This is a genomic window from Caulobacter sp. 602-2 (genome assembly GCF_011043625.1).
In the GTDB taxonomy this organism is placed as follows: domain Bacteria; phylum Pseudomonadota; class Alphaproteobacteria; order Caulobacterales; family Caulobacteraceae; genus Caulobacter.
Window position 1 is genome coordinate 114,154 of sequence record NZ_JAAKGT010000001.1, and the last position, 24,510, is coordinate 138,663.

General features: G+C 70.6%; 22 protein-coding genes and 1 pseudogene. 10 read left to right on the top strand and 13 right to left on the bottom strand.

Annotated elements, in window-relative coordinates; translation table 11 throughout:
- The first annotated feature begins 1 nt into the window (after position 1).
- Both G5B46_RS00415 and cobA read left to right on the top strand, forming a co-directional pair.
- Positions 2-2,701, top strand: a complete 2,700-nt coding sequence (locus tag G5B46_RS00415; protein WP_165255141.1) for a nitrate reductase — start codon at positions 2-4, stop codon at positions 2,699-2,701.
- A complete protein-coding gene (cobA, locus tag G5B46_RS00420; RefSeq protein ID WP_165255143.1) occupies positions 2,694-3,476 on the top strand; it encodes a uroporphyrinogen-III C-methyltransferase in 783 nt (260 codons plus the stop codon). The genes G5B46_RS00415 and cobA overlap by 8 nt, the downstream gene beginning before the upstream one ends.
- A gap of 3 nt (positions 3,477-3,479) precedes the next feature.
- On the opposite strand, the gene mdoH is transcribed toward cobA, so the two are convergent.
- Both mdoH and metC read right to left on the bottom strand, forming a co-directional pair.
- On the bottom strand, positions 3,480-5,387 hold the full coding sequence (mdoH, locus tag G5B46_RS00425; RefSeq protein WP_276611477.1) for a glucans biosynthesis glucosyltransferase MdoH: 1,908 nt from the start codon (positions 5,385-5,387) through the stop codon (positions 3,480-3,482).
- Between the two features lie 229 nt (positions 5,388-5,616).
- On the bottom strand, positions 5,617-6,771 hold the full coding sequence (metC, locus tag G5B46_RS00430) for a cystathionine beta-lyase (RefSeq protein WP_165255146.1): 1,155 nt from the start codon (positions 6,769-6,771) through the stop codon (positions 5,617-5,619).
- A gap of 156 nt (positions 6,772-6,927) precedes the next feature.
- On the opposite strand from metC, the gene G5B46_RS00435 reads away from it, so the two are divergent.
- Positions 6,928-7,464 carry a hypothetical protein gene (locus G5B46_RS00435; RefSeq protein ID WP_165255148.1) on the top strand — a complete coding sequence of 179 codons (537 nt, stop codon included), beginning with the start codon at positions 6,928-6,930 and terminating at the stop codon, positions 7,462-7,464.
- Positions 7,465-7,826: 362 nt separating this feature from the next.
- Here G5B46_RS00435 and G5B46_RS00440 read toward each other — a convergent pair whose 3' ends face one another.
- From G5B46_RS00440 to G5B46_RS00460, 5 genes are all read right to left on the bottom strand, one after another.
- Positions 7,827-9,323, bottom strand: coding sequence for a GDL motif peptide-associated radical SAM/SPASM maturase (locus G5B46_RS00440; RefSeq protein WP_165255149.1), 1,497 nt, complete (start codon positions 9,321-9,323; stop codon positions 7,827-7,829).
- 98 nt (positions 9,324-9,421) lie between these two features.
- Positions 9,422-9,601, bottom strand: coding sequence for a DUF1843 domain-containing protein (locus G5B46_RS00445; protein ID WP_165255150.1), 180 nt, complete (start codon positions 9,599-9,601; stop codon positions 9,422-9,424).
- Between the two features lie 5 nt (positions 9,602-9,606).
- Positions 9,607-9,780: a DUF1843 domain-containing protein gene (locus G5B46_RS00450; protein WP_165255152.1), complete on the bottom strand. Its 174-nt coding sequence runs from the start codon at positions 9,778-9,780 to the stop codon at positions 9,607-9,609.
- A gap of 230 nt (positions 9,781-10,010) precedes the next feature.
- On the bottom strand, positions 10,011-10,865 hold the full coding sequence (sseA, locus tag G5B46_RS00455; protein WP_165255154.1) for a 3-mercaptopyruvate sulfurtransferase: 855 nt from the start codon (positions 10,863-10,865) through the stop codon (positions 10,011-10,013).
- Between the two features lie 50 nt (positions 10,866-10,915).
- Positions 10,916-11,710, bottom strand: a complete 795-nt coding sequence (locus G5B46_RS00460) for a LytTR family DNA-binding domain-containing protein (RefSeq protein WP_165255155.1) — start codon at positions 11,708-11,710, stop codon at positions 10,916-10,918.
- A gap of 137 nt (positions 11,711-11,847) precedes the next feature.
- Here G5B46_RS00460 and G5B46_RS00465 point away from each other — a divergent pair, with 137 nt between their 5' ends.
- Positions 11,848-13,437 (top strand): carboxylesterase family protein, encoded by a 1,590-nt coding sequence (locus tag G5B46_RS00465; RefSeq protein ID WP_165255157.1) that lies wholly within the window; start codon positions 11,848-11,850, stop codon positions 13,435-13,437.
- Here G5B46_RS00465 and G5B46_RS00470 read toward each other — a convergent pair.
- From G5B46_RS00470 to G5B46_RS00485, 4 genes are all read right to left on the bottom strand, one after another.
- Entirely contained in the window at positions 13,385-14,383 is a 999-nt protein-coding gene (locus G5B46_RS00470; protein ID WP_165255159.1) for a cysteine synthase A, read from the bottom strand. The genes G5B46_RS00465 and G5B46_RS00470 overlap by 53 nt on opposite strands.
- Positions 14,384-14,497: 114 nt before the next feature.
- A complete protein-coding gene (locus G5B46_RS00475; RefSeq protein ID WP_116489535.1) occupies positions 14,498-14,782 on the bottom strand; it encodes a hypothetical protein in 285 nt (94 codons plus the stop codon).
- Between the two features lie 13 nt (positions 14,783-14,795).
- Positions 14,796-16,022, bottom strand: coding sequence for a cyclopropane-fatty-acyl-phospholipid synthase family protein (locus G5B46_RS00480; protein ID WP_165255160.1), 1,227 nt, complete (start codon positions 16,020-16,022; stop codon positions 14,796-14,798).
- Between the two features lie 87 nt (positions 16,023-16,109).
- Positions 16,110-17,564: a deoxyribodipyrimidine photo-lyase gene (locus G5B46_RS00485; RefSeq protein WP_165255162.1), complete on the bottom strand. Its 1,455-nt coding sequence runs from the start codon at positions 17,562-17,564 to the stop codon at positions 16,110-16,112.
- A gap of 70 nt (positions 17,565-17,634) precedes the next feature.
- Between G5B46_RS00485 and kdsA the strand changes: the two genes are divergently transcribed.
- The 4 genes and pseudogenes from kdsA (at position 17,635) to G5B46_RS00500 (ending at position 21,231) form a co-directional block, all read left to right on the top strand.
- Entirely contained in the window at positions 17,635-18,501 is an 867-nt protein-coding gene (gene kdsA, locus G5B46_RS00490; protein ID WP_165255163.1) for a 3-deoxy-8-phosphooctulonate synthase, read from the top strand.
- Positions 18,498-18,561 (top strand): annotated as a pseudogene (locus G5B46_RS24230) (hypothetical protein); the annotation flags it as partial. The gene kdsA and the pseudogene G5B46_RS24230, both read left to right, overlap by 4 nt.
- Before the next feature lie 86 nt (positions 18,562-18,647).
- The gene (rfaD, locus tag G5B46_RS00495) at positions 18,648-19,649 is read left to right on the top strand and encodes an ADP-glyceromanno-heptose 6-epimerase (RefSeq protein WP_165255165.1); all 1,002 of its coding nucleotides are present in this window, start codon (positions 18,648-18,650) and stop codon (positions 19,647-19,649) included.
- Between the two features lie 103 nt (positions 19,650-19,752).
- Positions 19,753-21,231, top strand: coding sequence for an OB-fold domain-containing protein (locus G5B46_RS00500; RefSeq protein WP_165255166.1), 1,479 nt, complete (start codon positions 19,753-19,755; stop codon positions 21,229-21,231).
- A 7-nt stretch (positions 21,232-21,238) separates the two neighbouring features.
- On the opposite strand, the gene G5B46_RS00505 is transcribed toward G5B46_RS00500, so the two are convergent.
- Positions 21,239-21,619 (bottom strand): type II toxin-antitoxin system VapC family toxin, encoded by a 381-nt coding sequence (locus G5B46_RS00505; protein ID WP_205691418.1) that lies wholly within the window; start codon positions 21,617-21,619, stop codon positions 21,239-21,241.
- Positions 21,616-21,870 (bottom strand): type II toxin-antitoxin system VapB family antitoxin, encoded by a 255-nt coding sequence (locus G5B46_RS00510; RefSeq protein ID WP_165255168.1) that lies wholly within the window; start codon positions 21,868-21,870, stop codon positions 21,616-21,618. The genes G5B46_RS00505 and G5B46_RS00510 overlap by 4 nt, the downstream gene beginning before the upstream one ends.
- 58 nt (positions 21,871-21,928) lie before the next feature.
- Between G5B46_RS00510 and G5B46_RS00515 the strand changes: the two genes are divergently transcribed.
- Both G5B46_RS00515 and G5B46_RS00520 read left to right on the top strand, forming a co-directional pair.
- Positions 21,929-23,131, top strand: a complete 1,203-nt coding sequence (locus tag G5B46_RS00515; protein WP_165255169.1) for an acetyl-CoA acetyltransferase — start codon at positions 21,929-21,931, stop codon at positions 23,129-23,131.
- 32 nt (positions 23,132-23,163) lie between these two features.
- Positions 23,164-24,303, top strand: a complete 1,140-nt coding sequence (locus G5B46_RS00520) for a DUF3089 domain-containing protein (RefSeq protein ID WP_165255171.1) — start codon at positions 23,164-23,166, stop codon at positions 24,301-24,303.
- Positions 24,304-24,510 lie beyond the last annotated feature (207 nt).

Sequence of the window (24,510 nt, forward strand, 5' to 3'; positions counted from 1 at the left end):
CATGGCCGACGGCTCCGGGGCCATCGCGACGGTTCGAACCACCTGTCCCTATTGCGGCGTCGGTTGCGGCGTCGCGGGCGCGGCGGGCGGGAGCCAAATGGGCGGGGAAAGGGTGCTGGCTGTGTCCGGCGACCCGGCCCACCCGGCCAACAGGGGCCGGCTGTGCTCCAAGGGTTCGGCCCTCGGCGCCACCGTCGGCCTGCAGGGCCGTCTGCTGGAGCCCTCGATCAACGGCCGTATCGCCACGTGGGGCGAGGCCACCGCCCTGGTCGCCAAGCGGTTCCGCGACACCATCGCCCGCCACGGCCGCGACAGCGTCGCCTTCTACGTCTCGGGTCAGCTGCTGACCGAGGACTACTACGTCGCCAACAAGCTGATGAAGGGCTTCATCGGCTCGGGCAACATCGACACCAACAGCCGCCTCTGCATGGCTTCGGCGGTAGCGGCCCACAAGCAGGCCTTCGGCGCCGACCTTGTGCCCGGCTGCTACGAGGACCTCGACGAGGCCGACCTCGTCATCTTCGCCGGCCACAACGCCGCCTGGACCCACCCGATCCTGTTCCGTCGCCTGGAGGCCGCCAAGGCTCGTGGTCAGAAGCACGTGGTCATCGACCCGCGCCGCACCGACACCGCCGAGGGCGCGGACCTGCACCTGGCCATCGCGCCGCAATCCGACGTGCGGCTGTGGAACGGCCTGCTGGCCGAGATGGACCGTCGCGGCGCGCTCGACATCGACTACATCCGCGAGCATGTCAGCGGCTTCGACGCCGTGCGCGAGGCCCTGGCGCAGGACGACCAGTCACCCGCCGCCGTGGCCGCCGACTGCGGGATCGCGGTGGAAGACCTGCTGGCCTTCTACGACCTGTTCGCCGCTCATCCCAAGGCCGTCAGCCTGTTCTCGATGGGCTCCAACCAGTCGGCCCAGGGCGTGGCCAAGGGCCTGGCGATCATCAACGCCCATCTGGCCACGGGGCGGATCGGCAAGCCGGGCGCCTGCCCGTTCTCGATCACCGGCCAGCCCAACGCCATGGGCGGGCGGGAGACCGGCGGCATGGCCAACACCCTGGCCGGCCACATGGATTTCGCGCCCGAGGATCGCGATCGCGTCGCCCGCTTCTGGGGCGGGCCGAACACCGCCCGCGCGCCGGGCCTGAAGGCCGTCGAGATGTTCGAGGCCGTGCGGTCGGGCAAGATCAAGGCGATCTGGGTGATGGCCACCAACCCGGCCGTCAGCCTGCCCGACGCCGGCGCGGTGCGCGAGGCGCTGGAAGCGTGCCCGTTCGTGGTCGTCTCCGACTGCGTCGAGACCGACACGACCGCCTATGCCCACGTCAAGCTGCCGGCCCTGGCCTGGGCCGAGAAGGACGGCACGGTCACCAATTCCGAGCGCCGGATCTCGCGCCAGCGGGCCCTGTTTCCAGCTCCCGGCCAGGCGCGCGCCGACTGGCGGATCATGGCCGACGTGGCCCAGGGCATGGGCTTCGACGGCTTTAGCTGGCCCTCGCAGGCCTCGATCTTCCGCGAGTGGGCCCGCCTGACGGCCTATGAGAACCTGGGTGCGCGCCTGCTCGACCTGACCGGCCTCTCGGCAATGACGCCCGAAGACTATGCCGCCATGGCCCCGATCCAGTGGCCGGTCCGCGTCGAAGGGCAGGGGACGCCCCGCCTGTTCGTCGATGGCCGCTTCCAGACCCCGGACGGTCGCGCCCGCACGGTTCCCGTGCGTCCCAAGGGGCCGGCCGACGCCGTCAGCGACGCCTTCCCGATGTCGCTCAACACCGGCCGCATCCGCGACCAGTGGCACACCATGACCCGCACGGGCCTTGCGCCCGACCTCTGCCGCCACGCGCCCGAGCCCTTCGTCGAGATCCATCCGCGCGACGCCGAGGCGGCCGGGATCAAGGACGGCGCCCTGACCCGCGTCTCCACCGCCCGCGGCGAGGCCGTGGCTCTGGCCAAGGTCACCGATCGGCAGCGCGTGGGCGGCCTGTTCATGCCGATGCACTGGACGGACGCCTTCGCGCCGTCGGGCAAGTCCAACCACCTGATCGCGCCGAACCTGGATCCCGCCTCCGGCCAGCCGGAGTTCAAGCACACCCCGGCCCGCGCGCGGCCCTATCGCGAGACCTGGAAGGGTTTTTTCCTGAGCCGCGAGAGCATCGCGGCCCCGGCCAATCTCGATCTGGTCTGGCGGCGCATCCCGCAGGACGCGGCCCAACTGCACGAGTTCGCAGGCCGCGGCGACGCCGCCGAGCGCGAGGCCTTGCGCAAGCGTCTGGTCAAGGGGCTGACCGGCGAGACCACCGTGTTCGAGGACGCCGGCGCCGGCTCGCGTCGCGAGGCCTGGATCGAGAACGGCAAGCTGGTCGCCGTGCTGTTCCAGACCGCCGCCGGCCGCCTGCCGCCGCGCGACTGGCTGGCCGACCTATTCACCCTGGATGTGCTGACCGCCGAGGCCCGCTCGGCCCTGCTGATCGGCCGTCCGCCCGGCGCGCCGGTCGACAAGGGGCCGATGGTCTGCGCCTGCCTGAAGGTGGGCGCCAAGGCCGTTGACGCCGCCATAGCCGCCGGGGCCGCCACCGCCGATGCGGTGGGCGCAGCGACCGGCGCCGGAACCAACTGCGGCTCGTGCCGTCCGGAGATCGCCCGGATGATCGCGGCCGCCGCTTCCCTCAAGGCCAAGGAGACCGCTCATGCGTGACGCTGCTCTCGGAGACGTGCTGCTGGTCGGCGCCGGTCCTGGTCCGGTCGACCTGATGACCCTGCGGGCGGCCCGCGCGGTCGAGAGCGCCCAGGCGCTGCTCTACGACGCCCTGGTCTCGGACGAGGCCATCGCCCTGGCCCCGGCCGGCTGCGTGCGGATCCTCACCGGCAAGCGCTCAGGCCGGCCCAGCATGAAGCAGGAGGCGATCAACCGCCTGATGCTGCGCCTCGCCCGCCGGGGCCTGAGGGTCGTGCGGCTGAAGGGCGGCGATCCCTCGGTGTTCGGCCGGGTGGGCGAGGAGGCCGAGTTCCTGCGCGCCCATGGCGTGAGCGTCGAGGTCGTGCCCGGCGTCACCGCCGCCAGCGCCGCGGCCGCCCAGTTCAACTTCCCCCTGACCCATCGCGGCGAGGCTCGGCGGGTGATCTTCACCACGGCCCGGGTCGGCAGCGGCGACGTCATCGAGGACTGGGCCGCCGCGTCTGATCCTGAGGCCACGGTCGCCGTCTACATGGGCGGCGAGGCGGCCGCCGAGCTTGGCCGCCGCCTGATCGCCGCCGGTCGTTCGCCCGGCACGCCCGCGCTGGTCGTCGAGCGGGCGGGAGATCCGGCCGCGTCGCTGCGGACCGGGCGTCTCGACGCCCTGCCGCAGCTTCTGGCCGGCGGGACCGGAGGTCCGGTCCTGATCGTCATCGGCGCCGTGGCCCGCCGCGCCCAGGACCTGCGCTGGACGCCGGAATTTGCGCGGATCCAGGCCGAGGCGATCTGGGCCTAAGCCTCAGGCCGTGGCCATCGCCGCCGCGCCGTCGTCTTCTTCGCGCAGACGCATCTGCGGTCCGGCCGCCCGGCCGTAGGCCTCGCGCAGAAGACGCGAAGGCGAAAGCTCGCACGGGGCGACCAGCAGGCCGCGCTTGCGAAGCGCCAGGCCCCAGCGGGCGCTGCCGGTCAGCACCGAGGCGGCGGGCGCGATCATCAGGCCGATGGCTGCGGGCAGGATCCACACGCCCAGGGCCGGACCCGCCAGGGCGGCGCAGCCTAGCAGCAGGCCGCCGGCGACGATCTCGGGCGTGTGCCGCTTGAGGGCCTCGCGCCAGAGCGTGCCTTCGGCGTCGCGGCGCTGGGCCGCCCAGCCGGAGTCGCGGCCCGCCAGGATGTCGACCAGGCAGCGGGCGTGACCGAACAGGATGGCCGGCGCGGTCAGGGTCGAATGCAGGGTCTCGACCGCCACCGAGGCCAGCAGCGACCCGACGCCGCCGAAGCCCTCGGCCTTGCCTTCCTTGCAGGTCAGGATCACCGCCAGCAGCTTGGGCGCGAACAGGAAGCCCAGCGACACGGCGAAGGCGGCCGCGGCTCCCTCGACCAGGAACAGTTCGGCCCGCGCCCCGCCCAGGACCGGGAAGGCGGCCAGCATGGCGCTCAGCACCACCAGCAGCAGCCAGACCGGGGCCAGCGCATAGGCCAGGGCGCCGCGCAGCAGGTGCAGGCGGCTGACCGGATGCAGGCCCTTCACGCCCAGGATGCCCAGGTGCTGCAGGTTGCCCTGGCTCCAGCGGCGGTCGCGCACCAGCATGTCCGACAGGGTGGGCGGGGCCTCCTCGTGCACGTCGTCCAGCGACGGGGCCATGCGCACCGCCCAGCCGCCGCGGCGCATTAGGGCGGCCTCGACGAAGTCGTGGCTGAGGATGGAGCCGCCGAACGGCGCCTTGCCGGGCAGGTGCGGCAGGCCGCAGCACTCGGCGAAGGCCTTGGTGCGGATCATGGCGTTGTGGCCGAAATAGTTGGCCTCGGCGCCGCTCCACCAGGCCAGGGCCCAGGTGGCCAGCGGGCCGTAGACCCAGCTGGCGAACTGTTCGGCGCGGCCGAACAGGGTGGTGCGGCCGACGATCGTCGTGCCGGCCTGCAGCACGCCCAGGGTCGGCTCGGTCTCCATCGCGCCGGCCATGCGGCGCAGCGAGCGGGCGCTGATCAGGCTGTCGGCGTCCAGCACCGCCATGCACTCGTAGGCGCCGCCGAACCGGCGGACCCATTCGGCCAGGTTGCCGGTCTTGCGGTCGGTGTTCTGCTCGCGCCGACGGTAGTAGAGGCGGGTGGGCGAGGGGCTGGAGCGGGCGGCGATCACCGCCAGGCGCTCGGCCTCGGCGATGTCGGGATCGCGGGTGTCGCTGAGCACGAAGACGTCGAAGGTGGACGACAGCCGCTCGCGGTCGAGATCGGCGCGCATCGCCTCGATCCGGGCGAACACGGCCGCGACGTCCTCGTTGTAAATCGGCGCCAGCAGGGCGACCTTCTTGCGCAGGTGGGGCGGCGGATCGTCGAGGCGCCGCTCCCAGGTGTCGGGGTTCAGCGCCAGCTGGAAGCCGCCCAGGGCCGCGGCGCAGGAAAAGCCGGTCCAGGCCAGCAGCACCGCCACCAGCAGGGCGTCGATCCATTCCAGAAGGGTGACGCCGCCGGCCGTGAAGGCGTCCAGCATCGTCGTCAGGCCGAAGGCGAAAGCCAGGATGGTGAAGGCGCCGAGCGCCAGCCGCCGCCGCTGCCGCGAGCGGGCTAGGCGGCGCCAGCCGACATCGGGATCCGACAGTTCGCGAACGGGCATTTCCATCGCGGACTCGGCGGGGAGCCAGGCGGCCGGCGGCGCCTCATCGGGAACGTTGCAAGGCGGAAGCCGGTCGGCGAGGCGTATGTCCATCAAGGGTCCTTTCGCGCGAAGAACCCCCACGGCGACGATCAGTTGCGATGCGAAGGAAATATAACCACGGTCAAGTTTCCCTGGGCGTGGCCGCGCGTATGTACTGCTGAATAACTTCGCATATTCAGCCGTTTGGGCATAATCTGGCCCTGCTTGCGGCAGGGATGTGGCGCCGTGTTGCGGTGCGGAAACAGTCCGTTCGGCGCGCCGCAACCCGCCCCCTTCGTCCTCAGGCCGCCGCCAGCGCCCGGAAGCCGCGCTCCAGGTCGGCGATCAGGTCGATCGGATCCTCCAGCCCGATATGCAGGCGCAGCAAGGGGCCTTCGAAGTTGACCGGCGTGCTGCGGCTCTTCAGCTGCGGGTCGCAATGGATCGCCAAGCTCTCGAAGCCGCCCCAGGAGAAGCCGAGGCCGAACAGGGTGAGCGCGTCGAGGAAGGCGTGCACCGAGCGCTGCGTCGTCGGCTTCAGCACCACCCCGAACAGTCCGCAGGCGCCGGAGAAGTCGCGCTTCCAGATCGCATGGCCGGGATCGTCGGGCAGGGCTGGGTGCAGCACGCGGGCGACCTCGGGCCGCTGCTCCAGCCAGCGGGCCACGGTCAGGCCGTTCTGCTCGTGGCGGGGCATGCGCGTGGCCAGGGTCCGCAGGCCGCGCAGCATGGTGTAGGCGTCGTCGGGCGACACCGACCAGCCCACGTCCCACATGGCGTTGCCCAGTTCGTCGCCGATCACCGGGTCCATCGTGGTGGCGCTGCCCATGAAGCAGTCGGAGTGGCCGCCGACATACTTGGTCAGGGCCTGGACGCTGATGGTCACGCCATGGGCCAGCGGCTTGAAGAGCAGGCCCGCGCCCCAGGTGTTGTCGATCAGGGTGAGGACGCCGCGCGCATTGGCGGCCGCGGCGATGGCCGGCACGTCCTGCATCTCGAAGGTCAGCGAGCCGGGCGCCTCCAGCAGGATCAGCCGGGTGTTGGGCTGGGCCAGGGCCAGCAGGGCGTCGGCGTCGAGGGCCGGGTCGTAATAGCGGGTGGTGACGCCGAAGCGGGTCAGGAACCGGTCGCAGAACCGGCGCGTGGGCTTGTAGGCGCTGTCGACCACCAGCACGTCGTCGCCGGCCTTGAGAACCGCCATCATCGCCCCGGTGATCGCCGCCAGGCCCGAGGGGTAGAGGGTCACGTCGGGCGAGCCTTCCAGTTCCGCCAGGGCCGCCTGCAGGGCGGCGGGCGAGGACAGGCCGGTGATGCCGTAGGTCAGCTGGCTGTCGTCGTACAGCGAGGCGGCGCTGGGCATCAGCACGGTGGAGCCGCGCTGGATCGGCGGATTGACGGTCCGCGCCAGGGACGGGGCCTGCAGGCCCGAGCGGATCAGGCGGGTCTTTTCGTCCATGGCGGCGGGACTCGTAAGCACGGGAGGGAACCCGTCGTTTAAGGGCGCGGGCGGGCGGGGTTCAAGCGTTCGATCAACGTCATGGCGAGCGGTGCGGGGAATCGGCCATCTAGGCGCGGACGTCCGGCGGGGGCCGGCGTCGCATCGGGGGATGAGATGAGAGTTCCGGTTCTGCTCCTGGCGCTGTCGGCGTCGATGGCCGCGGCCGTCGCGCGGGCCGAGGATCCGCCGCCCGCGCCGCCGCCGGCCGAGGTTTCGGCCCTGGCCGGCTGCTGGAAGGGCGAGGGGACGGTGATGGGCAAGCCGGTGAGCATCGCTCTTGCGGCCAGGCCGATCGTCGGCGGCGCCATGATGCTGGTCGAGGCCGACAGCGCGGCCAAGGCCGATCCCGCCGACACCTACGCCGCCCACCTGCTGTTTGGCGGGCGCGCGACCAAGGCCGGCGAGCCGGCCGCGATCGTTGGCCTGTGGGCCGACAGCTTCGGCGGCGACGGCGCCTCCCAGGGCGCGGGCCAGGCAGCCGCTGACGGTTTCGAGGTCAGCTACCCCTATGGCGAGGCTGTCTTCGTCAATCGCTGGGCTTCGGCGGGAGAGCATCTGGGCTGGTCCATCGTCATGCGTGGGGCGGGCGGCAAGGAGCAGGGGTTCGCCAGCTACGCGCTGGTCCGGGCGGAGTGTCCGAAGGGCCGCTGAACCGCCGGCGCTGGCCCCTCCGGCCCTCCGTCCATAATGCTCCCCCTGAAGGGGGAGCTGTCGCGGAGCGACTGAGGGGGAAGGGACTTCCCTCGTTGGGGCCCGGCTCAGGCTCATCAGGAACTTCCCCCTCCGGCCCTCCGGGCCACCTCCCCCTTCAGGGGGGTCTTGATCGGCGGACCTCCCCCACAGGGGGAGGATCTGCGGTTGGCGGCTTGCGTCCTTCGAGGCCCGCTGTGCGGGCGCCTCAGGATGAGGAAGGCGATGCAACGCAGCCACCTGCGTCCTCATCCTGAGGAGCGAGGCGAAGCCGAGCCTCGAAGGACGCACGGCTTCCCGGCTATGGCGATGGAGAAGGATGGCTAGGCGGGGCCTATGCCGTCCAGGACGCGGCGGGCCTGCTGGATCAGGGCGCGGCGGTGTTCGGCGGCTTGCGCGTGCTGGCGTTCGACCTCGGCGAGGTCGGCCGCGCAGTGGGGGCATTCGGTTTCGTGGGGCCAGACGTACTGGTCGCAGGAACGGCAGACCTTCAGCCTGGGGGGCAGGGCGCCGCCGGCGGCCGTGCGTTCGCGGTGGGCGATGTGCACCCCGGCCGGGTCGCGGACGGGCAGGGGCTGCGTCTGGGCGCCGGGTATGGCCTCGCGCACCAGGGCGAACTCGCCGATGGCGAAGCTGGCGGCGGGCGCATCCTTGACCTTGGTCACCCGTTCGCGCCAGCCGTGACGGGCGAGATCGAGCACCCGGTGGTGGCAGTAGGGATTGTTGCCGCGCTTGCCCAGCAGCGATTCCGAGGTCCAGGTGCAGCCGGCCCGGCAAACGTCGGCATAGTAGCAGGTGCGGCAGTAGTCGTAGAGCTCCTCGACGTCGCGCACGCGGCCGAAGGCCATCTTCTCGCTGTGGCGCCAGATGTCGGCGATGCTCATCTCGCGCACGTTGCCCGCGGCGTAGAGCGAGGTGGCCAGCGAGGGACAGCCCTTGATCGTGCCGTCGGCCTCGATGCCGATGCCGCCCTGGCCGGCGGCGCAGCCGTTCCAGTGGTCGGCCTCGTCGCCGAGGCCCCGCCACATGCGCTCATAGGGGCCGAAATAGCCGACATTGTTGCCAACGATCATCAGCAGGCCCCGCTTCTGCCCCTCGCGATAGAGCCGGGCCAGCAGCGGCATGACCTCGAGCAGCTGATAGGGCTGGAGCAGCAGGTCGGGGTTGTCGACGGCGTTGCCCATCGCCACGGTCAGCTGGATCTGCCAGTGCGTGGCCCCGGCCGCGATGATCCGTTCCATCAGTTCGGGCAGGTGGGCCGCGGTCTCGGCGCCGATCTGGGTGTTGACCGACACGGCCAGCCCTCGGGCCTTGGCCCGCTGCAGGGCGCTGATCGCCTGGTCGTAGGAGCCAGGTACGCCGCGCACCCGGTCGTGCAGGTCGGGCAGACCGTCGATCGACACGCCGATGCCCTGCAGGCCCGCGTCGGCGGCCTCGTCCAGGCGCTTGTCGGTGAGGTTGCGGGCGCCGGTCTGGACGGCGGTGCGGATGCCGTGGGCGCGGCTCCTGCGGATCAGCTCGATCCAGTCGCGGCGCAGATAGGCCTCGCCGCCGATCAGGGTGAGCTCGCGCGTGCCCAGGGCGGCCAGGTGGTCGATCAGCTCCAGCGCCTCGGCGGTGTTCAGTTCGTCCGGACGCGGCCGGCCGGCGCGCGAGCCGCAGTGCTGGCACTTGAGATTGCAGGCGAGAGTGACCTCCCAGACCACGTGGACGGGGGTCAGCTCGGCATAGTCGCGCTCGGTGCGGAAGCGGACGGACTTGCCTTCGGGCGTCGCCCGGGCGCCGGCCGGCGCGGTTTCGGAGGGCAGGGTGTCGGTCATGGGCGCGCTTTCCCCCCGAAATATCTTGGCCCTGAAGTATCTTGGCCTCGAACGCGAAACGGAGGCGGCGTCTCCACAAGGGAGGCGCCGCCCGCGCGTCAGTAGCTCTTCTTGGCTTCCAGCTTGGCGATCTCCAGCCGCAGCAGCGGCAGCAGGGTCGCCACGTCGCCATACTGGTCCAGGTGGGCCTGGGCGGCGGCTTCGGCTTCCTTCAGGCGCGAGAGGTCGCCCGAGGCGATGGCGTCGGTCACGGCGACGCCGTAGGGCTTGATGTTCATGGTGGTCAGGCCTCGGCTTTGGCGATTTCGATCTTCAGGGCGGCCAGCAGGGTGGCGATGTCGCCGTACTGGTTGAGGTGCTCCTGGGCTTCGGCCTCCAGCTTTTTTAGCTGTTCGAGATCGCCGGCGGCGACGGCGTCGGTGATGGTGACGGCGTAGAGCGGTCGGAACGACGACATGGCGTTTTCTCCCCACGGGCGCGCCGACGGCTCCGCCGGTCGCGCGGTTGCGTGCTCGGCGCGGTCTGCGCCGAAGTCCTTAAGCTGACGGGCACTGGCGGGGAGCGACGCGCGGCCTGGCCGCGCCTCTAGGCGGCGAAAGGCCGACCCCCAACACGTCGAGGGTCGGCCACATGGGTCGCCTTGTCAATTCAGGATTGTATTTGAAAATCGCGTAACTTTGGGTGTTTTTACACAGCCGGGCCGGTCGCGACCGGGGCGTCGTCGCGGCCGCCCCACTCGGTCCACGAGCCGTCGTAGACGGCGGCCCGCGGCTTGCCCAGGCGATGCAGGGCCAGCGACACCACCGAGGCGGTGATGCCCGAGCCGCAGGTGGTGGCGATCGGCTTTTCGATGTCGACCCCAGCCTCGGCGAAGACGGTTTTCAGCTGGTCGGCGGACAGCATGGCGCCGTCGGGGCCCAGGAGGGCCGACAGCGGGACGTTGCGCGAGCCGGGGATGTGGCCGCTGGCCAGGCCCGCGCGCGGCTCGGGGACCTCGCCGTTGAAGCGGCCGGCGGCGCGGGCGTCGATCACTTGCTCGCGGCCGGTCTCCAGGTTCTTCTTCATCTGGTCGAACGAGCGGACGAGGTCGGCCTGCAGGCGCGGGGTGAAGTGGCGTTCCTGCGGGGCGGCGGGGCCGTCCTCCAGCGGGCGGCCCTCCGCGATCCACTTGGGCAGGCCGCCGTCCAGCACCACCACGTCCTCGTGGCCCATGACGCGGAAGTTCCACCACACGCGGGCGGCCGGCAGGATGCTGGTGCTGTCGTAGACGACGATGCGCGAGCCGTCGCCGAGGCCCAGCTTGCGCACCCGCGAGGCGAACTTGACGCCGCTGGCCAGCATGTGGGGCAGGGGCGAGGCCTCGTCGGAGATCTCGTCGATGTCGAAGAACACCGCGCCGGGGATGTGGCCGGCCAGGAACTCTTCCTTCGGGTCGCGCGGCGTGCCGGGCATGAACCACGAGGCGTCGACGATGCGCACGTCCGGGGCGTCTAGGTGGTCGGCCAGCCAGGCGGTCGAGACGAGAGGATCGGCGTTGGTCATGGCTGGCCTTTCGGGAACAGGAACGCGTCCCTTGCGACGGGCGCGCAACTTCACGTGAGCGGGCGCTCCACGCAAGCATCAAGACGGTCGACCAGCGCTCGCCGGTGATTGCGCGAGAGCCGAAGGCGCGCGCCGTCGCTCATGCGCACCTCGGCGTCGCCGTTGGTCAGCGGCGACAGGGCCTCGACATGGGCCACCGCGACGAGCGTCCGGCGGTGGATGCGCACGAAACGGCCGGGATCCAGTTCGCGTTCGAGGGAGGCCAGGGTCCGGCGCACCAACCGCAGGCCGTCCGGCGTGCGCAGGGCCTGGTAGTTGCCCTGGCTCTCGATCCATCGGACCTGGTCGAGGTCGATGACCGTGATCCGCCCGCGCTCGCGTTCGACCAGGCGGCGGACCGGGGATGCGGCCGGGGCCCTGGCCTGCGCCCGAGTCTGGGCCAGGTGGACGATGCCGAGAAAGACGGCCAGGCCGAACGCCAGCAGGGCGAGGTTGGCCGAGAGCTGGCTCACGACGTCGGCGGGCGTGGGCAGCCAGCGGCCCTGCAGCAGCCAGGCGGCCAGCAGGCACGAGACGACCACGAGGGCGGGCGCCAGCAGGACCACGCCCAGCGCCTGCTCGATCCATTTTCCCCGGCGGGCCAGCACCAGCAGGGCCGGCGCGCTGGCCGAGCCGAGCACGCCGGCGCCGAGCAGGCGAACGATCTCGGAGGTCCAGTCCGGCGGAAGGCCGCCGCGCAGGTTGCCGGGTTCTAGTGCGCAGACCAGGCCGAACCAATAGAGGAAGGCAAGGCCCGTCCAGCGGCGGACGGCGGCTGCATCGGGTGCGGAAGCGGAAGCGAGCATGGCGGCATCTGACAGCGCCGCTCGGGCTGCGTCCAGCTGGCCCGGCCGCGAGTGACGAGGCGGGGCTGGGGCGGGACGGGCCGGTCTTGGCCGCGACCGCCGCCGTCTCCCAGTCTCGACGGACGGAGGAGGCTCGCATGAGACGACGACTTTTGGCGCTGCTGATCGGGCTGGGCCTGGCGCACGGGGCGATCGCCGGGCCGGTGGCGCGCGTCGAGACCGGGCGGCTGGAAGGGATCTCGCAAGGCGGCGTGGACGCCTTTCTCGGGACGCCCTACGCCGCGCCGCCGACGGGGGAGCGGCGGTGGCGGCCGCCGGTCGCCGCGAAAGCCTGGCGGGGCGTGCGGCGCGCCGACGCCTATGCTCCGGCCTGTCCGCAGGCCGGGGTCTCGATGCCGGGCGAGTCGCCGCCCCGCACGGACGAGGACTGCCTCTATCTGAATGTGTGGCGGCCGGCGACGCGATCGGGCGAGCCGCTGCCGGTGGTGGTGTGGATCCACGGCGGCGGATGGAACAACGGCGCGACCTCCCTGCCGCTCTATGCGGGCGACCGGCTGGCCGCGCGGGGCGTGGTCTTCGTCTCGATCGCCTACCGCCTGGGCGCGCTGGGCTTTCTGGCGCATCCGGCCCTGAGCGCCGAAGGCGGCGGCCAGTCGGGCGACTACGGCCTGATGGACCAGGTCGCCGCGCTCCGCTGGATCCAGCGCAACATCGCCGCCTTCGGGGGCGATCCAGGACGGGTGACGATCGCGGGGCAGTCGGCCGGGGCCATGTCGGTCAGCGCCCTGATGGCTTCGCCGGAGGCAGAGGGGCTGTTCCATCGGGCCATCGCCCAGAGCGGGGGCCTGTTCGAACCGCTGGAGCTGGCGCCGAACTACCGCCTGGCCGGGGCCGAGAAGGACGGCGCGGCCTGGGCGGCGGACGAGGGGGCGCGCACGACGGGCGAGCTGCGGGCCTTGCCGCTGGAAAGGCTGTTGACGCCTGCCGCCCGCCGCCTGGCTCATCCAGTGGTCGGAACCCGCGTGCTGCCGCTGTCGCCTTACGAGGCCTATGTCGCGGGGCGGTGGAACCGGGTCCCGCTGCTGCTGGGCTACAACGCCGAAGAGGCGCGGTCGCTGGTCGACCTGGCGCCGGTGACCGCCCGAAGCTTTACGGCCGAAATCACTCGTGACTGGGGACCGCTGCCGCCGGCCCTGCTGGCGGGCTATCCCTTCACCGACGACGCCGGAGCGCGCCGGGCGCGCGCGGACTTCGAGCGCGACCTGCGGTTTTCATGGGACATGTGGGCGTGGGCGAGGCTGCAGGCCGGCGCGGGCCAGCCGGTCTGGCTCTACCGCTTCTCCCGCCGGCCGCCTTTTCCGGCCGACAGCGTCCGCGCCGACTGGGGCGCGGGCCATTTCGCCGAGCTCTGGTACATGTTCGACCACCTGGAGCAGGAGCCCTGGGCCTGGACGGCGCAGGATCGCGCCCTGGCCGAGGTCATGGCGGGCGCCTGGGCCGCGTTCGCCCGCGAAGGCCGGCCCGGCGAGCACTGGCCCGCCTATCGGCTCGATGAGCCGAGCCTGCTGGACCTGGGCGAGGTCGCAGCGCCCGGTCCGGTTCCCGAACTGCCGGGCCTGCGGGTGTTCGACGCCGTCTATGACGCGGTGCGAGGACGGCCTTTCGGCGCGCCGCCTACAGCCAGGGCGGGGTCGGAAGGCCCTTCTCGGCCAGGAAGGCGGGATTGAAGAGCTTGCTCTGGTAGCGCGAGCCGTGGTCGCAGAGGATGGTCACGATGGTGTGGCCGGGCCCCAGGTCGCGGGCCAGGCGCACGGCGCCGGCGACGTTGATCCCCGTAGAGCCGCCCAGGCACAGGCCCTCGTGCTGCACCAGGTCGAAGATCTGCTGCATCATCTCCTCGTCGGAGACGCGGTAGGGGTGGTCGATGGCCAGGCCTTCGAGGTTGGCGGTGATCCGGCCCTGGCCGATACCCTCGCTGATCGAATTGCCCTCGGCCTTCAGTTCGCCGGCGGCGTACCAGTTGTAGAGCGAGGCGCCGCCCGGGTCGGCCAGGCCGATCTTCACGTCCGCCTTGCGCTCGCGCAGGGCCTGGGCCACGCCGGCCAGGGTACCGCCCGAGCCCACGGCGCAGATGAAGCCGTCGACCTTGCCGGCGGTCTGTTCCCAGATCTCCGGACCGGTCGTGTCGTAGTGGGCCTGGCGGTTGGCGACGTTGTCGAACTGGTTGGCCCAGATCGCGCCGTTGGGCTCGGTCTTGGCCAGTTCCTCGGCCAGGCGGCCCGAATAGCGGACGTAGTTGTCGGGGTTGGAGTAGGGGACGGCGTCGACCTCGACCAGCTCGGCGCCGAGCAGGCGGATGGCGTCCTTCTTCTCCTGGCTCTGGGTGCGCGGGATGACGATGGTGGTCTTGTAGCCGAGCGCCGAGGCGACCATGGCTAGGCCGATGCCGGTGTTGCCGGCCGTGCCCTCGACCACGCGGCCGCCGGGGCGCAGCAGGCCTTTCGCTTCGGCGTCGCGGATGATGCTGAGCGCGGCGCGGTCCTTGACCGACTGGCCGGGGTTCATGAACTCGGCCTTGCCCAGGATCTCGCAGCCGGTGGCCTCGCTGGCCCGATTGAGGCGGATCAGCGGGGTGTTGCCGATGGCGTCGAGAACGTTGGCGGTGACGGGCATGGTGGAAAATCTGCGGCTTCGCGCGAAGAGGCGCCGTTGAAGGCCAGGGTAGATCGCGATGCGGCCGCCCGGATCAATCGAGTTTTCCTGAAAGCGGCGGCCGGCGAGCCAGGTTCAGTGGGCCGTGGGCTCGGTCTGGATGACGTTGAGCAGGGCCAGGCCCCCGGCGGCGGCCGTCGCCGCGCACCAGGCGCCGCACAGGCCGTCGATGCCCACCAGGCTGTTCTCGACCGCGTCGGCCATGATGCCTTCGGCCACCAGCGAGGACGGCTCGCCCAGCAGCTGGTTGTCATGCAGTTCGCGGCACCAGGCGCCGACCGCCTCGACGGGCGTCGCCGCGTCGAACTGCGAGAGGTAGGTGCCGCCGTGGTAGTCGAGGACCAGGGTGAAGAGCGACACGCTTGATCCTCCTCTAGCCGCGGGCCAGGCCAAGCTGGACGACGTTGGTGCGTTCGGTGCGGAAGCCCGCCTCGCAGTAGCTCAGGTAGAAATGCCAGAGCCGGCGGAAGCGCTCGTCGAAGCCGAGCGGGCGGATCTGGTCCCAGGCCGCCTCGAAGCGCCGGGCCCATTCGGCCAGGGTGTCGGCGTAGTCCTGGCCAAAGCGCCGCACGCCGTCCCACGAAAGGCCGGCCTTGTCGGTCTCCTGCCGCAGCCGCGTCTCGCTGGGCAGCATGCCGCCCGGGAAGATGTAGCGCTGGATGAAGTCGGTGTGCCGGCGATAGCTGTCGAACAGCTCGTCCTTGATGGTGATGATCTGCAGACCGGCGCGGCCGCCGGGGGTGAGCACGTCGTGGATCTTGCCGAAATAGGTGGGCCAGTACTCCTCGCCGACGGCCTCGAACATCTCGATCGAGGCGACGCCGTCGAACTTGCCCTGCACGTCGCGATAGTCGATCAGCCGGATGTCGGCCTTCTCGGCCAGGCCTTGGTCGAACAGGCGCTTCCTGGCGAAGTCGTGCTGGGCGGGCGAGATGGTGATGCCGGTGACCTTGGCGCCGACTTCCTTGGCCGCGTACTCGGCGAAACCGCCCCAGCCGCAGCCGATCTCCAGCACGTGCTTGCCGGGCGCCAGGCCGATGGACTGGGCCAGGGCCTCGTACTTGCGGGTCTGCGCCGCGTCGAGCGAGGAGGCCGCGTCCTTGTCGTAGAGGGCGGACGAATAGGTCATCGTCCGGTCCAGCCACTGGGAATAGAAGGCGTTGCCGAGGTCGTAGTGGGCGTGGATGTTGCGCTTGGAGCCGCTGCGGTCGTTGCGGTTCATCCAGTGGAAGATGACGTTGATCAGGTGCATGACGGGATTGCCCCGCACCAGCGCCGCCAGCTTGTCGAAGTTCAGCGCGAAGGCCGTCAGCACCGCCGAAAGGTCGGGCGTGTCCCACTCGCCGGCCATGTAGCCCTCGGCGAAGCCGATGTCGCCCGAGGCGAAGGCGCGGCGGATGAAGCGATAGTCGCGCACGTGGACCACGGCGTCGGGGCCGGGCGTCTTGCCGTCGATACGCAGGGGCTTGCCCGAAGGCAGGACGAAGGTCAGGGAGCCGATCGCCCAGTTCTCGACGGCGATGCGCAGCGCCGTGCGGAAGGCCGGCGGCGCGGCCCGGAGATCTTCGTCTCGCCACGAGGCGGGCAAGGTGTCGGTCATCAGCGCTCCCAATCCCTTGTGTGGGACAAGTAAGACCCCCGAAAGCCGAACTGTAAATGGGGCCGCTGAGCAACGTTCACCAGGGGATCATTCGTCGGCGGCGTCTCCTCGCAGCTGGCGATAGGCCTCCAGCGCCGCGGCCCGGGCGCGGGGATGGTCGACGATCGGCTTGCCGTAGACGGCCTTTGCGCCGGCGCTCAGCCGTTCGGGCGCGGTCCACGGCTGGTGGACGACGTCGGCCGGCAGGTTGGCCAGTTCCGGGATCCAACGTTTGACGTAAGTCCCCTTGGGGTCGAACTTTTCGCCCTGGCCGATCGGGTTGAAGATCCGGAAGTAGGGTGAGGCGTCGGCGCCGCTGCCGGCCACCCACTGCCAGTTGCCGACATTGTTGGCGAGATCGGCGTCGACCAGCGTGTCCCAGAACCAGGCCTCGCCCTCGCGCCAGTCGACCAGCAGGTGCTTGATCAGGAACGAGGCGGTGATCATCCGCACGCGGTTGTGCATGAAGCCGGTGGCCCAGAGCTCGCGCATGCCCGCGTCGACCAGCGGATAGCCGGTGCGCCCTTCGGTCCAGGCCTCGAAACCTCGCGGGTTCTGCGACCAGGGGAAGGCGTCGAACTCGGGGCGGAAGTTCTTGGTCGGCAAGTCCGGCCAGTTGAACAGGATCGCGTGGTTGAACTCGCGCCAGCCCACCTCCGACAGGAACTTCTCGATCTCGCCATGCGGGGCGTCGCCGGCCTCGGCGGCGTTGCGGGCGGCGGTCCAGACCTGGCGGGGGCCGATCTCGCCAAAGTGCAGGTGGGGAGAGAGGCGCGAGGTCGCCTCCAGGCCCGGAACGTCGCGACCCTCGCCGTAGCCCTCGACCGGCCCGGACAGGAAGTCGTCCAGCCGCGCCAGCGCGCCGGCCTCGCCCGGCGTCCAGATGGAAAAGCCCTTCGACCAGTCGGGCTTGCGGGGGTGAAGGTCCCAGCCGTCCAGCGCGTCGCTGTGAGGCCAGTGCTCGGGCGCCTCGAGCCGCTTGGGGGCGGCTTCGGCCTCGACGTGAGTCAGGTGCGCGCGGGCCGCCCGCCAGTAGGGGGTGAAGACCTTGTAGGGCTGCTTGGAGCCGTTCACGACGGTCCAGGGCTCGTTCAGCAGGCCGGCGAGGCAGCTTTCGACGACCACGCCGTCGGCCTTCAGCGCCGTCTTGATCTGCGCGTCGCGCTCGATGGCGGCGGGCTCGTACAGGCGGTTCCAGGCGACGCCGGCCGCGCCTGCGTGGACGATCACGTCCTTGAGCACCTCCTGGGCGGGGCCGCGCCGCAGGATCAGCTTCGAGCCGATCGCCTTCAGGCTCTCCGAAAGCGCCCGCAGCGACTTGTCGAGCCACCACAGCGAGGCCGCGCCCATCGGCCGCACGCCGCTGGTCTCGTCGAGGATATAGAGCGGGATCACCGGCCGACCCGTGTCGGCGGCGGCTTTCAGCGCCGGATTGTCGGCCAGGCGCAGGTCGTTGCGCAGCCACACGATGACGGGTCCGGGGACGCCTGGATCGATCCGCACTTGCACCTTTCCGCCGTTGGGGCCACCTGTGGGGCCAATTCAGCGCCCACCCTTATTCGGAAGTTCCGCCTTGAGTCAGCCCGTCGCCCCCAACGCCGTCGTCGAAGTGAAGACGGAGACCGGCAAGGCCGTCCGTATCGGCAACGCCGAGCGCCTGACCCTCATCGCCGGTCCGTGCCAGATGGAGAGCCGCCAGCACGCGCTGGAGACGGCCCACGCGCTGAAGGAGATCGGCGAACGCCTGGGCGTCGGCCTGATCTACAAGACCAGCTACGACAAGGCCAACCGCACCTCGGCCACGGCCGCGCGCGGCATCGGCCTCTATGACAGCCTGCCGATCTTCCAGGAGATCCGCGAGGTCACTGGCCTGCCGACCCTGACCGACGTGCACGAGATCAGCCACTGCGATCCGGTGGCCGAGGCCGTCGACGTGATCCAGATCCCGGCCTTCCTGTGCCGCCAGACCGATCTCTTGCTGGCCGCCGCCAAGACCGGCCGGGCGATCAACATCAAGAAGGGCCAGTTCCTGGCCCCGTGGGACATGAAGAACGTTATCGCCAAGGTGACCGGCGCGGGCAACCCCAACGTCATGGCCTGCGAGCGCGGCGCCTCGTTCGGCTACAACACCCTGGTGTCGGACATGCGCAGCCTGCCGATCATGAAGGAGATCGGCTGCCCGGTGGTGTTCGACGCCACCCACAGCGTGCAGCAGCCGGGCGGGCAGGGCACCTCGTCGGGCGGCCAGCGCGAGTTCGTGCCGGTTCTGGCCCGCGCCGCGGTCTCGATCGGCGTGGCCATGGTGTTCATGGAAACCCACCCGGATCCGGATCACGCCCCGTCGGACGGTCCCAACATGGTGCCGCTGAGCCAGTTCGAAGGCCTGGTGGCCGAACTGCTGGAGTTCGACGCCCTGGCCAAGCGCAAGCGGGCGGCCTGATCACTGCGTCCTTCGAGGCTCGGCTGAGCCTCGCACCTCAGGATGAGGTCGGTTTCGCACTGAATTCCTCATCCTGAGGCGCCCGCGACGCGGGCCTCGAAGGACGCACGGCTTGCCCGCTCCGTCCCCTGTGCCATAACCCGCCCATGTCCAGACGCATCGTTCTCGTCACCGGCGGCGCCGGGTTCATCGGCTCCAACATCGTGGCCAAGCTCTGCGAGGATCCGGCGCTGGACGTCGTGGTCTGCGACTGGCTGGGCCAGGCGGGCGAGGGCAAGTGGCGCAATATCGCCAAGCACCCGATCGCCGACTTCGTCGCGCCCGAGCAGATGTTCGACTGGCTGGCCGAGCGCGGCGCCGAGGTCGAGCTGGTCATCCACATGGGCGCGATCTCTTCGACGACGGAAGCCGACGCCGACCTGATCGTGCAGTCCAACTTCGTGCTGTCGCGCGACATCTGGCGGTGGTGCGCCAGGAACGGCGTGCGCCTGATCTACGCCTCGTCGGCCGCCACCTACGGCGACGGCACGCAGGGCTTCGACGGCAAGGACGACATCGACACGCTGATGGGCCTGCGCCCGCTGAACGCCTACGGCTGGTCCAAGGCGCTGTTCGACGTGTTCGCCGTGCGCGAGGCAGCTCGCGGCCACGCCCCGCCCCAGTGGGCGGGCCTGAAGTTCTTCAACGTCTATGGCCCCAACGAGGACCATAAGGGCGGCATGAAGTCGGTGGTCTGCCAGATCTGGCCGAAGATCGCCGCCGGTGAAGGCGTGCGCCTCTTCAAGTCGCATCACTCCGACTACGAGGACGGCGGCCAGCTGCGCGACTTCGTCTATGTGCGCGACGTGGCCGACGTGATCGCCTGGCTGGCCAAGAGCCCGCACGTCAACGGCGTCTACAACCTGGGCTCGGGCCATGCGCGGTCTTTCAAGGACCTGGCCGAGGCCACCTTCGCCGCTGTCGCCCGCGAGCCGGACATCACCTATTTCGACATGCCCGAGGTGCTGCAGGGCAAGTACCAGTACTTCACGCAGGCCGACATGAGCCGCCTGCGCGCGGCCGGCTACAACGCGCCGATGACCTCGCTGGAGGACGGCGTGGCCGACTATGTGGCGGGTTTCCTCAACACCGACGATCCCTACCGCTGACGCGCGCTTCGGTTGACCAAGGGGCACGCTTGCGGACCCCTGCCGTGCGCGTAACCTGAACCCTGATAAGTCGCCGAGACAGGCGTCGGTCAGGGAGTGGAACATGGTCGGCATCGCCGCCTGGGGCGCTTATGCGCCGCGTCTTCGCCTCAGCCGCAAGGCCGTCGTCGCCGCCAACGCCTGGGTCGCGCCCGGCCTGGCGGGCAAGGCCAAGGGCGAACGGTCCATGGCCAACTGGGACGAGGACGCTCTGACCATGGCCGTCGAGGCCGCCCGCGACGCCCTGGGTCCCGACGACGAGGGCCGGACGGCGATCGAGGCGGCGATCTTCGCCTCGACGACCGCGCCCTTCGCCGATCGCCAGAACGCCGGGATCCTGGCCGCGGCCCTGACGCTTGAACCCTCGATCGCCTCGGCCGACGTCACCGGTTCGCAGCGTTGCGGCCTGACCGCGCTTGGCCAGGCGCTGGACGCCGCCGCTTGCGGCAAGCGGGTGCTGGTGGCCGCTGGCGAGCACCGCCGCGCCCGCGCCGCCTCGCCCCAGGAGCTGGATTTCGGCGACGCGGCGGCCGCCTTCGTCGTCTCGCCGGACGGCGGAGCGGCCACCTTCCTGGGACGCGGCACGGTCACCGACGACTTCGTCGACCACTTCCGCGGTTCGGACGCGCAGTTCGACTATGCCTGGGAGGAGCGGTGGATCCGCGACGAGGGGATCGTCAAGCTCGTGCCGCCCGCCGTGCGCGCGGCCCTGGACGCGGCGGGGCTGGACGCCGCCGCCGTCGATCATTTCTGCTTTCCGTCGGTGTTCGCCGGCATGGGCGCGACCCTGGCCAAGATGCTGGGGATCAGGCCCGAGGCGGTGCGCGACACCCTGGGCCTGCAGTTGGGCGAGGCCGGTTGCGCGCACGGCCCGCTGCTGCTGGCCCACGCGCTGGAAGAGGCCCGACCCGGCGAGGTGGTGCTGGTCGCCCAGTTCGGCCAGGGCGCCGAGGCGCTGGTCTTCCGCGTCGGGGAGGCGAGCGTGCGCCCCGCGCGCGGCGTGACCGGGTCGCTGGCCGACCGCCAGGAAGAGTCCAACTACCTGAAGTTCCTGGTCTTCAACGACCTCGTCGAGTGGGACCGGGGCATGCGGGCCGAGAAGGACAACAAGACGGCCCTGACCACGCTCTATCGCAACCGCGACCAGATCCTGGGCCTGGTCGGCGGCCGCTGCCGCGAGACCGGCGTCGTGCAGTTCCCGCGCACCCGCATCTCGGTGGCGCCCAACAACCCCGCCGTCGACACCCAGGAACCCTACCGTTTCGCCGAACGCGCCGCGCAGGTGCTGACCTATTCGGCCGACTACCTGACCTTCTCGATGAGCCCGCCCAACCACTACGGCATGGTCGTCTTTGCGGGCGGCGGCCGGATCATGCTCGACATCACCGACGTCGCGCCCGGCGAGGTCGAGACCGGCCTGCCGGTGAAGATGGTCTTCCGCATCAAGGACCGCGACGAGAAGCGCGGCTTCGTCCGCTACTTCTGGAAGGCCGCGCCGGACCGGACGGCGGTGGCCGCGGCTTCGGCCCAGGCGGCGGAGTAGGGCGGTGTCAGACCGCGCGCTTCACGTCTGTGGCGGCGAAGTCCTCGCCCTTGAACAGCAGCGGCAGGTCGCGGGCCTTGGCCAGGGCGTAGGCGAAGAAGTCGCCGAAGTTCAGGCCGTGGCGGCCTTGGCGATATCTGTCGTAGGCGTCTTTGGCTATCGCCAGTTGTCCCTCGTCGAAGGCCTCGGTGATCACGTCGAGTTCGGACAGGAACCGCTCCACTATTTCGACGTCACCCCTGCGGTGCAGGCAGACGGCGTGGAGTTCGAGGCGCGTGCTCGCCGAGATCAGCACGCTGTTCGTCACGGAGACAGCCCTCATGAAGTCTTCGGCTTCAGGTTCATTCCAGATGATGGCCAGAACCGCCGAGGTATCGAGGACGATCATTTCGGCAAGCCGTATTCGTCATACAGGATGTCGTCGGGGTCGCGCGGGTCGAGTACGGGAAGCTTCGCGCTCCGCTCCTGCAGCATGCGCATGAAAGCCATCTTCTCTTCGGGCGTGCGTGGCTTGGCGGATGTGCGCTCGAGGCGTTCACGCAGGGCTACGACGACGGCTTCGGTCAGGGTTTCTCCCGTCCGTTCCGTCAGTTGTCGGGCCAGTCGGTCGGCCTCGGCGTTGCGGATATAGAGGCTCATGGCCCTGTATATACACCCGATCAATACGCCCGAGAAGGCGAGCTAGGGAGAGACCCCAATGGCCAGCGGCATTCGCGACAAGGTCGCCATCCTCGGCATGGGCTGCAGCAAGTTCGGCGAGCGCTGGGACGCCGGGCCCGACGACCTGATGGTCGAGGCCTATGTCGAGGCCATGGCCGACGCCGGGATCGAGGCCAGCCAGCTGGACGCGGCCTGGTTCTCGACCCACATCGACGAGATCGGCACGGGCAAGGGCGGCACGCCGCTGTCGATCGCCCTGCGCCTGCCCAACATCGCCGTCACCCGGGTGGAGAACTTCTGCGCCTCGGGTTCTGAGGCGTTCAGGGGCGCGGTCTACGCCGTCGCCGCGGGCGCGGCCGATATCGCGCTGGCCGTCGGCGTCGAGAAGCTGAAGGACACCGGCTATGGCGGCCTGCCGTTCGGGGCGCCGGGCACGCTGGCGCCGCAGGTCATGCCCAACGGCTCGGCCCCCGGGAACTTCGCCCAGCTGGCCAGCGCCTATCGCGCCAAGCACGGGGTCTCCAAGGAGGACCTCAAGCGCGCCATCGCCCACGTTTCGGTCAAGAGCCACGCCAACGGCGCCAAGAACCCCAAGGCCCACCTGCGCAAGCCCATCACCGAGGAGCAGGCGCTGAAGGCCCCGATCATCGCCGAGCCTCTGGGCCTGTTCGACTGCTGCGGGGTTTCCGACGGCGCGGCCGCGGCCATCGTCACGACGCCCGAGATCGCCCGGGCGCTGGGCAAGCATGACCTCGTCACGGTCAAGGCGCTGCAGCTGTCGGTCTCCAACGGCTACGAGAGCCAGTACAACGGCTGGGACGGCAGCCACTTCCACACCGCCCGCATCGCCGCCGGCAAGGCCTACAAGGAGGCGGGCATCGAGCGCCCGCGCGAGCAGATCTCGATGATGGAGGTGCACGACTGCTTCTCGGTGACCGAGCTGGTGACCATGGAGGACCTGTTCATCTCGGCCGAAGGGCGCGGCTGGCGCGACGTGCTGGACGGCTTCTACGACGCCGACGGCGCGGTGCCGTGCCAGATCGACGGCGGCCTCAAATGCTTCGGCCATCCGATCGGCGCGTCGGGCCTGCGGATGCTCTACGAGATGTACCTGCAGCTGCAGGGCAGGGCGGGCGAACGGCAGTTGCGCGACCCGGTTCTGGGCATGACCCACAATCTGGGCGGCGCGCCGGCCAGCAATGTCTGCTCGGTCGCCATCATCGGGCGGGAAGGGGCGTAGTGCGACGCCCCGACCTGGTGTAGTCGAGAGGCATGTCGGGACGCTTCAAGGGCTTCAAGCGCTGGATCTTCGCCGGATGCGTCCTGGTGCTGGGGCTCGTCCTGACGGCGGCGTTCTACTGGCGCTACGACATCCTGCGCACGACGCTGGATCCGAAGGTTCCGTTCCAGACCTACGACCCGCCGCCGGCTCCCAACTATGCCGACCCGGCCGCCTGGGCGCTGCTGCCGCGGGGCGCGACGGGCATGGACCGCGCCGCCGACGTGTTCTTCGTCCACCCGACCACCTTCGACGGCGGGCGCGACTGGAACGCGCCCTTCGACCAGCCCAAGGCCAATCGCTATCTCAACCGGGTGGTGCTGCCCAACTACGCCGCGCCGTTCTCGCGGGTCGGGCGGATCTTCGCGCCGCACTACCGCCAGGCCAGCCTCTACACCTTCCTGACGCTGCGCGACGACGCCCGCGAGGCCCGCCGCTTCGCCTATGGCGACGTGCGCGACGCCTTCCGCGCCTGGCGCGACCGCTACGACCAGGGCCGGCCGCTGGTGCTGGTCGGGGTGGAGCAGGGCGGCGGCCTGCTGGCCCGCCTGGTGGCCGAGGAGATCGCGCCCAACCCCGCGCTCAAGGCCCGCCTGGCCGGCGTCTATCTGATCGAGACCGCCGTGCCGGCCGACGAGTACGGCCCCGGCGCGTCGGTTCCCGCCTGCGCGCGCCGCGACGAGGCCGGCTGTGTGGTGGCCTGGGCCTCGCTGACCGACGGCGACTTCCAGAAGGCCCAGGAGTGGCTGGGTCGCTCGCTGACCTGGCGGGGCAGCGACCAGCTGGAAAACCTCAACGGCCGCAAGCCGCTGTGCGTCAATCCGCTGCTGGGCGCCAGGACCGAGGAGAGGGCCCCCGCGCGCCTCAACCTGGGTTCGGTCAACGCCACGGGCCTGGAGTGGGGCGCCCGCCCGGCCTTCCTCAAGCGCCAGGTCTGGGCCCAGTGCGAGAACGGCCTGCTTCACACCGGCCGGCCCAAGTCGGCCTCGTTGCGCGACACGGGCTCGTGGACCGATCGCCGCAAGGTCGACGGCTACAACCTGTTCTGGGCCGACATCGAGGCCGACGCGGCCGCCCGGGTGGCCGCGCTTGAAAAGCGTGAGCCGCCGGTGATCAGGGCCTCGCAGCCCTAGGACGTTGCGGAACCTCTTTTTCGAAGGGGCTCAAGGGCCCGCGCTGCGGTGCGGCAGCGGACGATTTTACCGCCAAGCCCGCGGCCAAGCCGCCGATCTTGCCTCCGGCGCGCTCCGCCCAGCTTGTTTTTCTGCAGCTCCACCACCACGGCGCGACTTGTCGCCGCTGGAAGGCGAGCGCGCTTGAACCGCGTCGCAAAAGGTCCA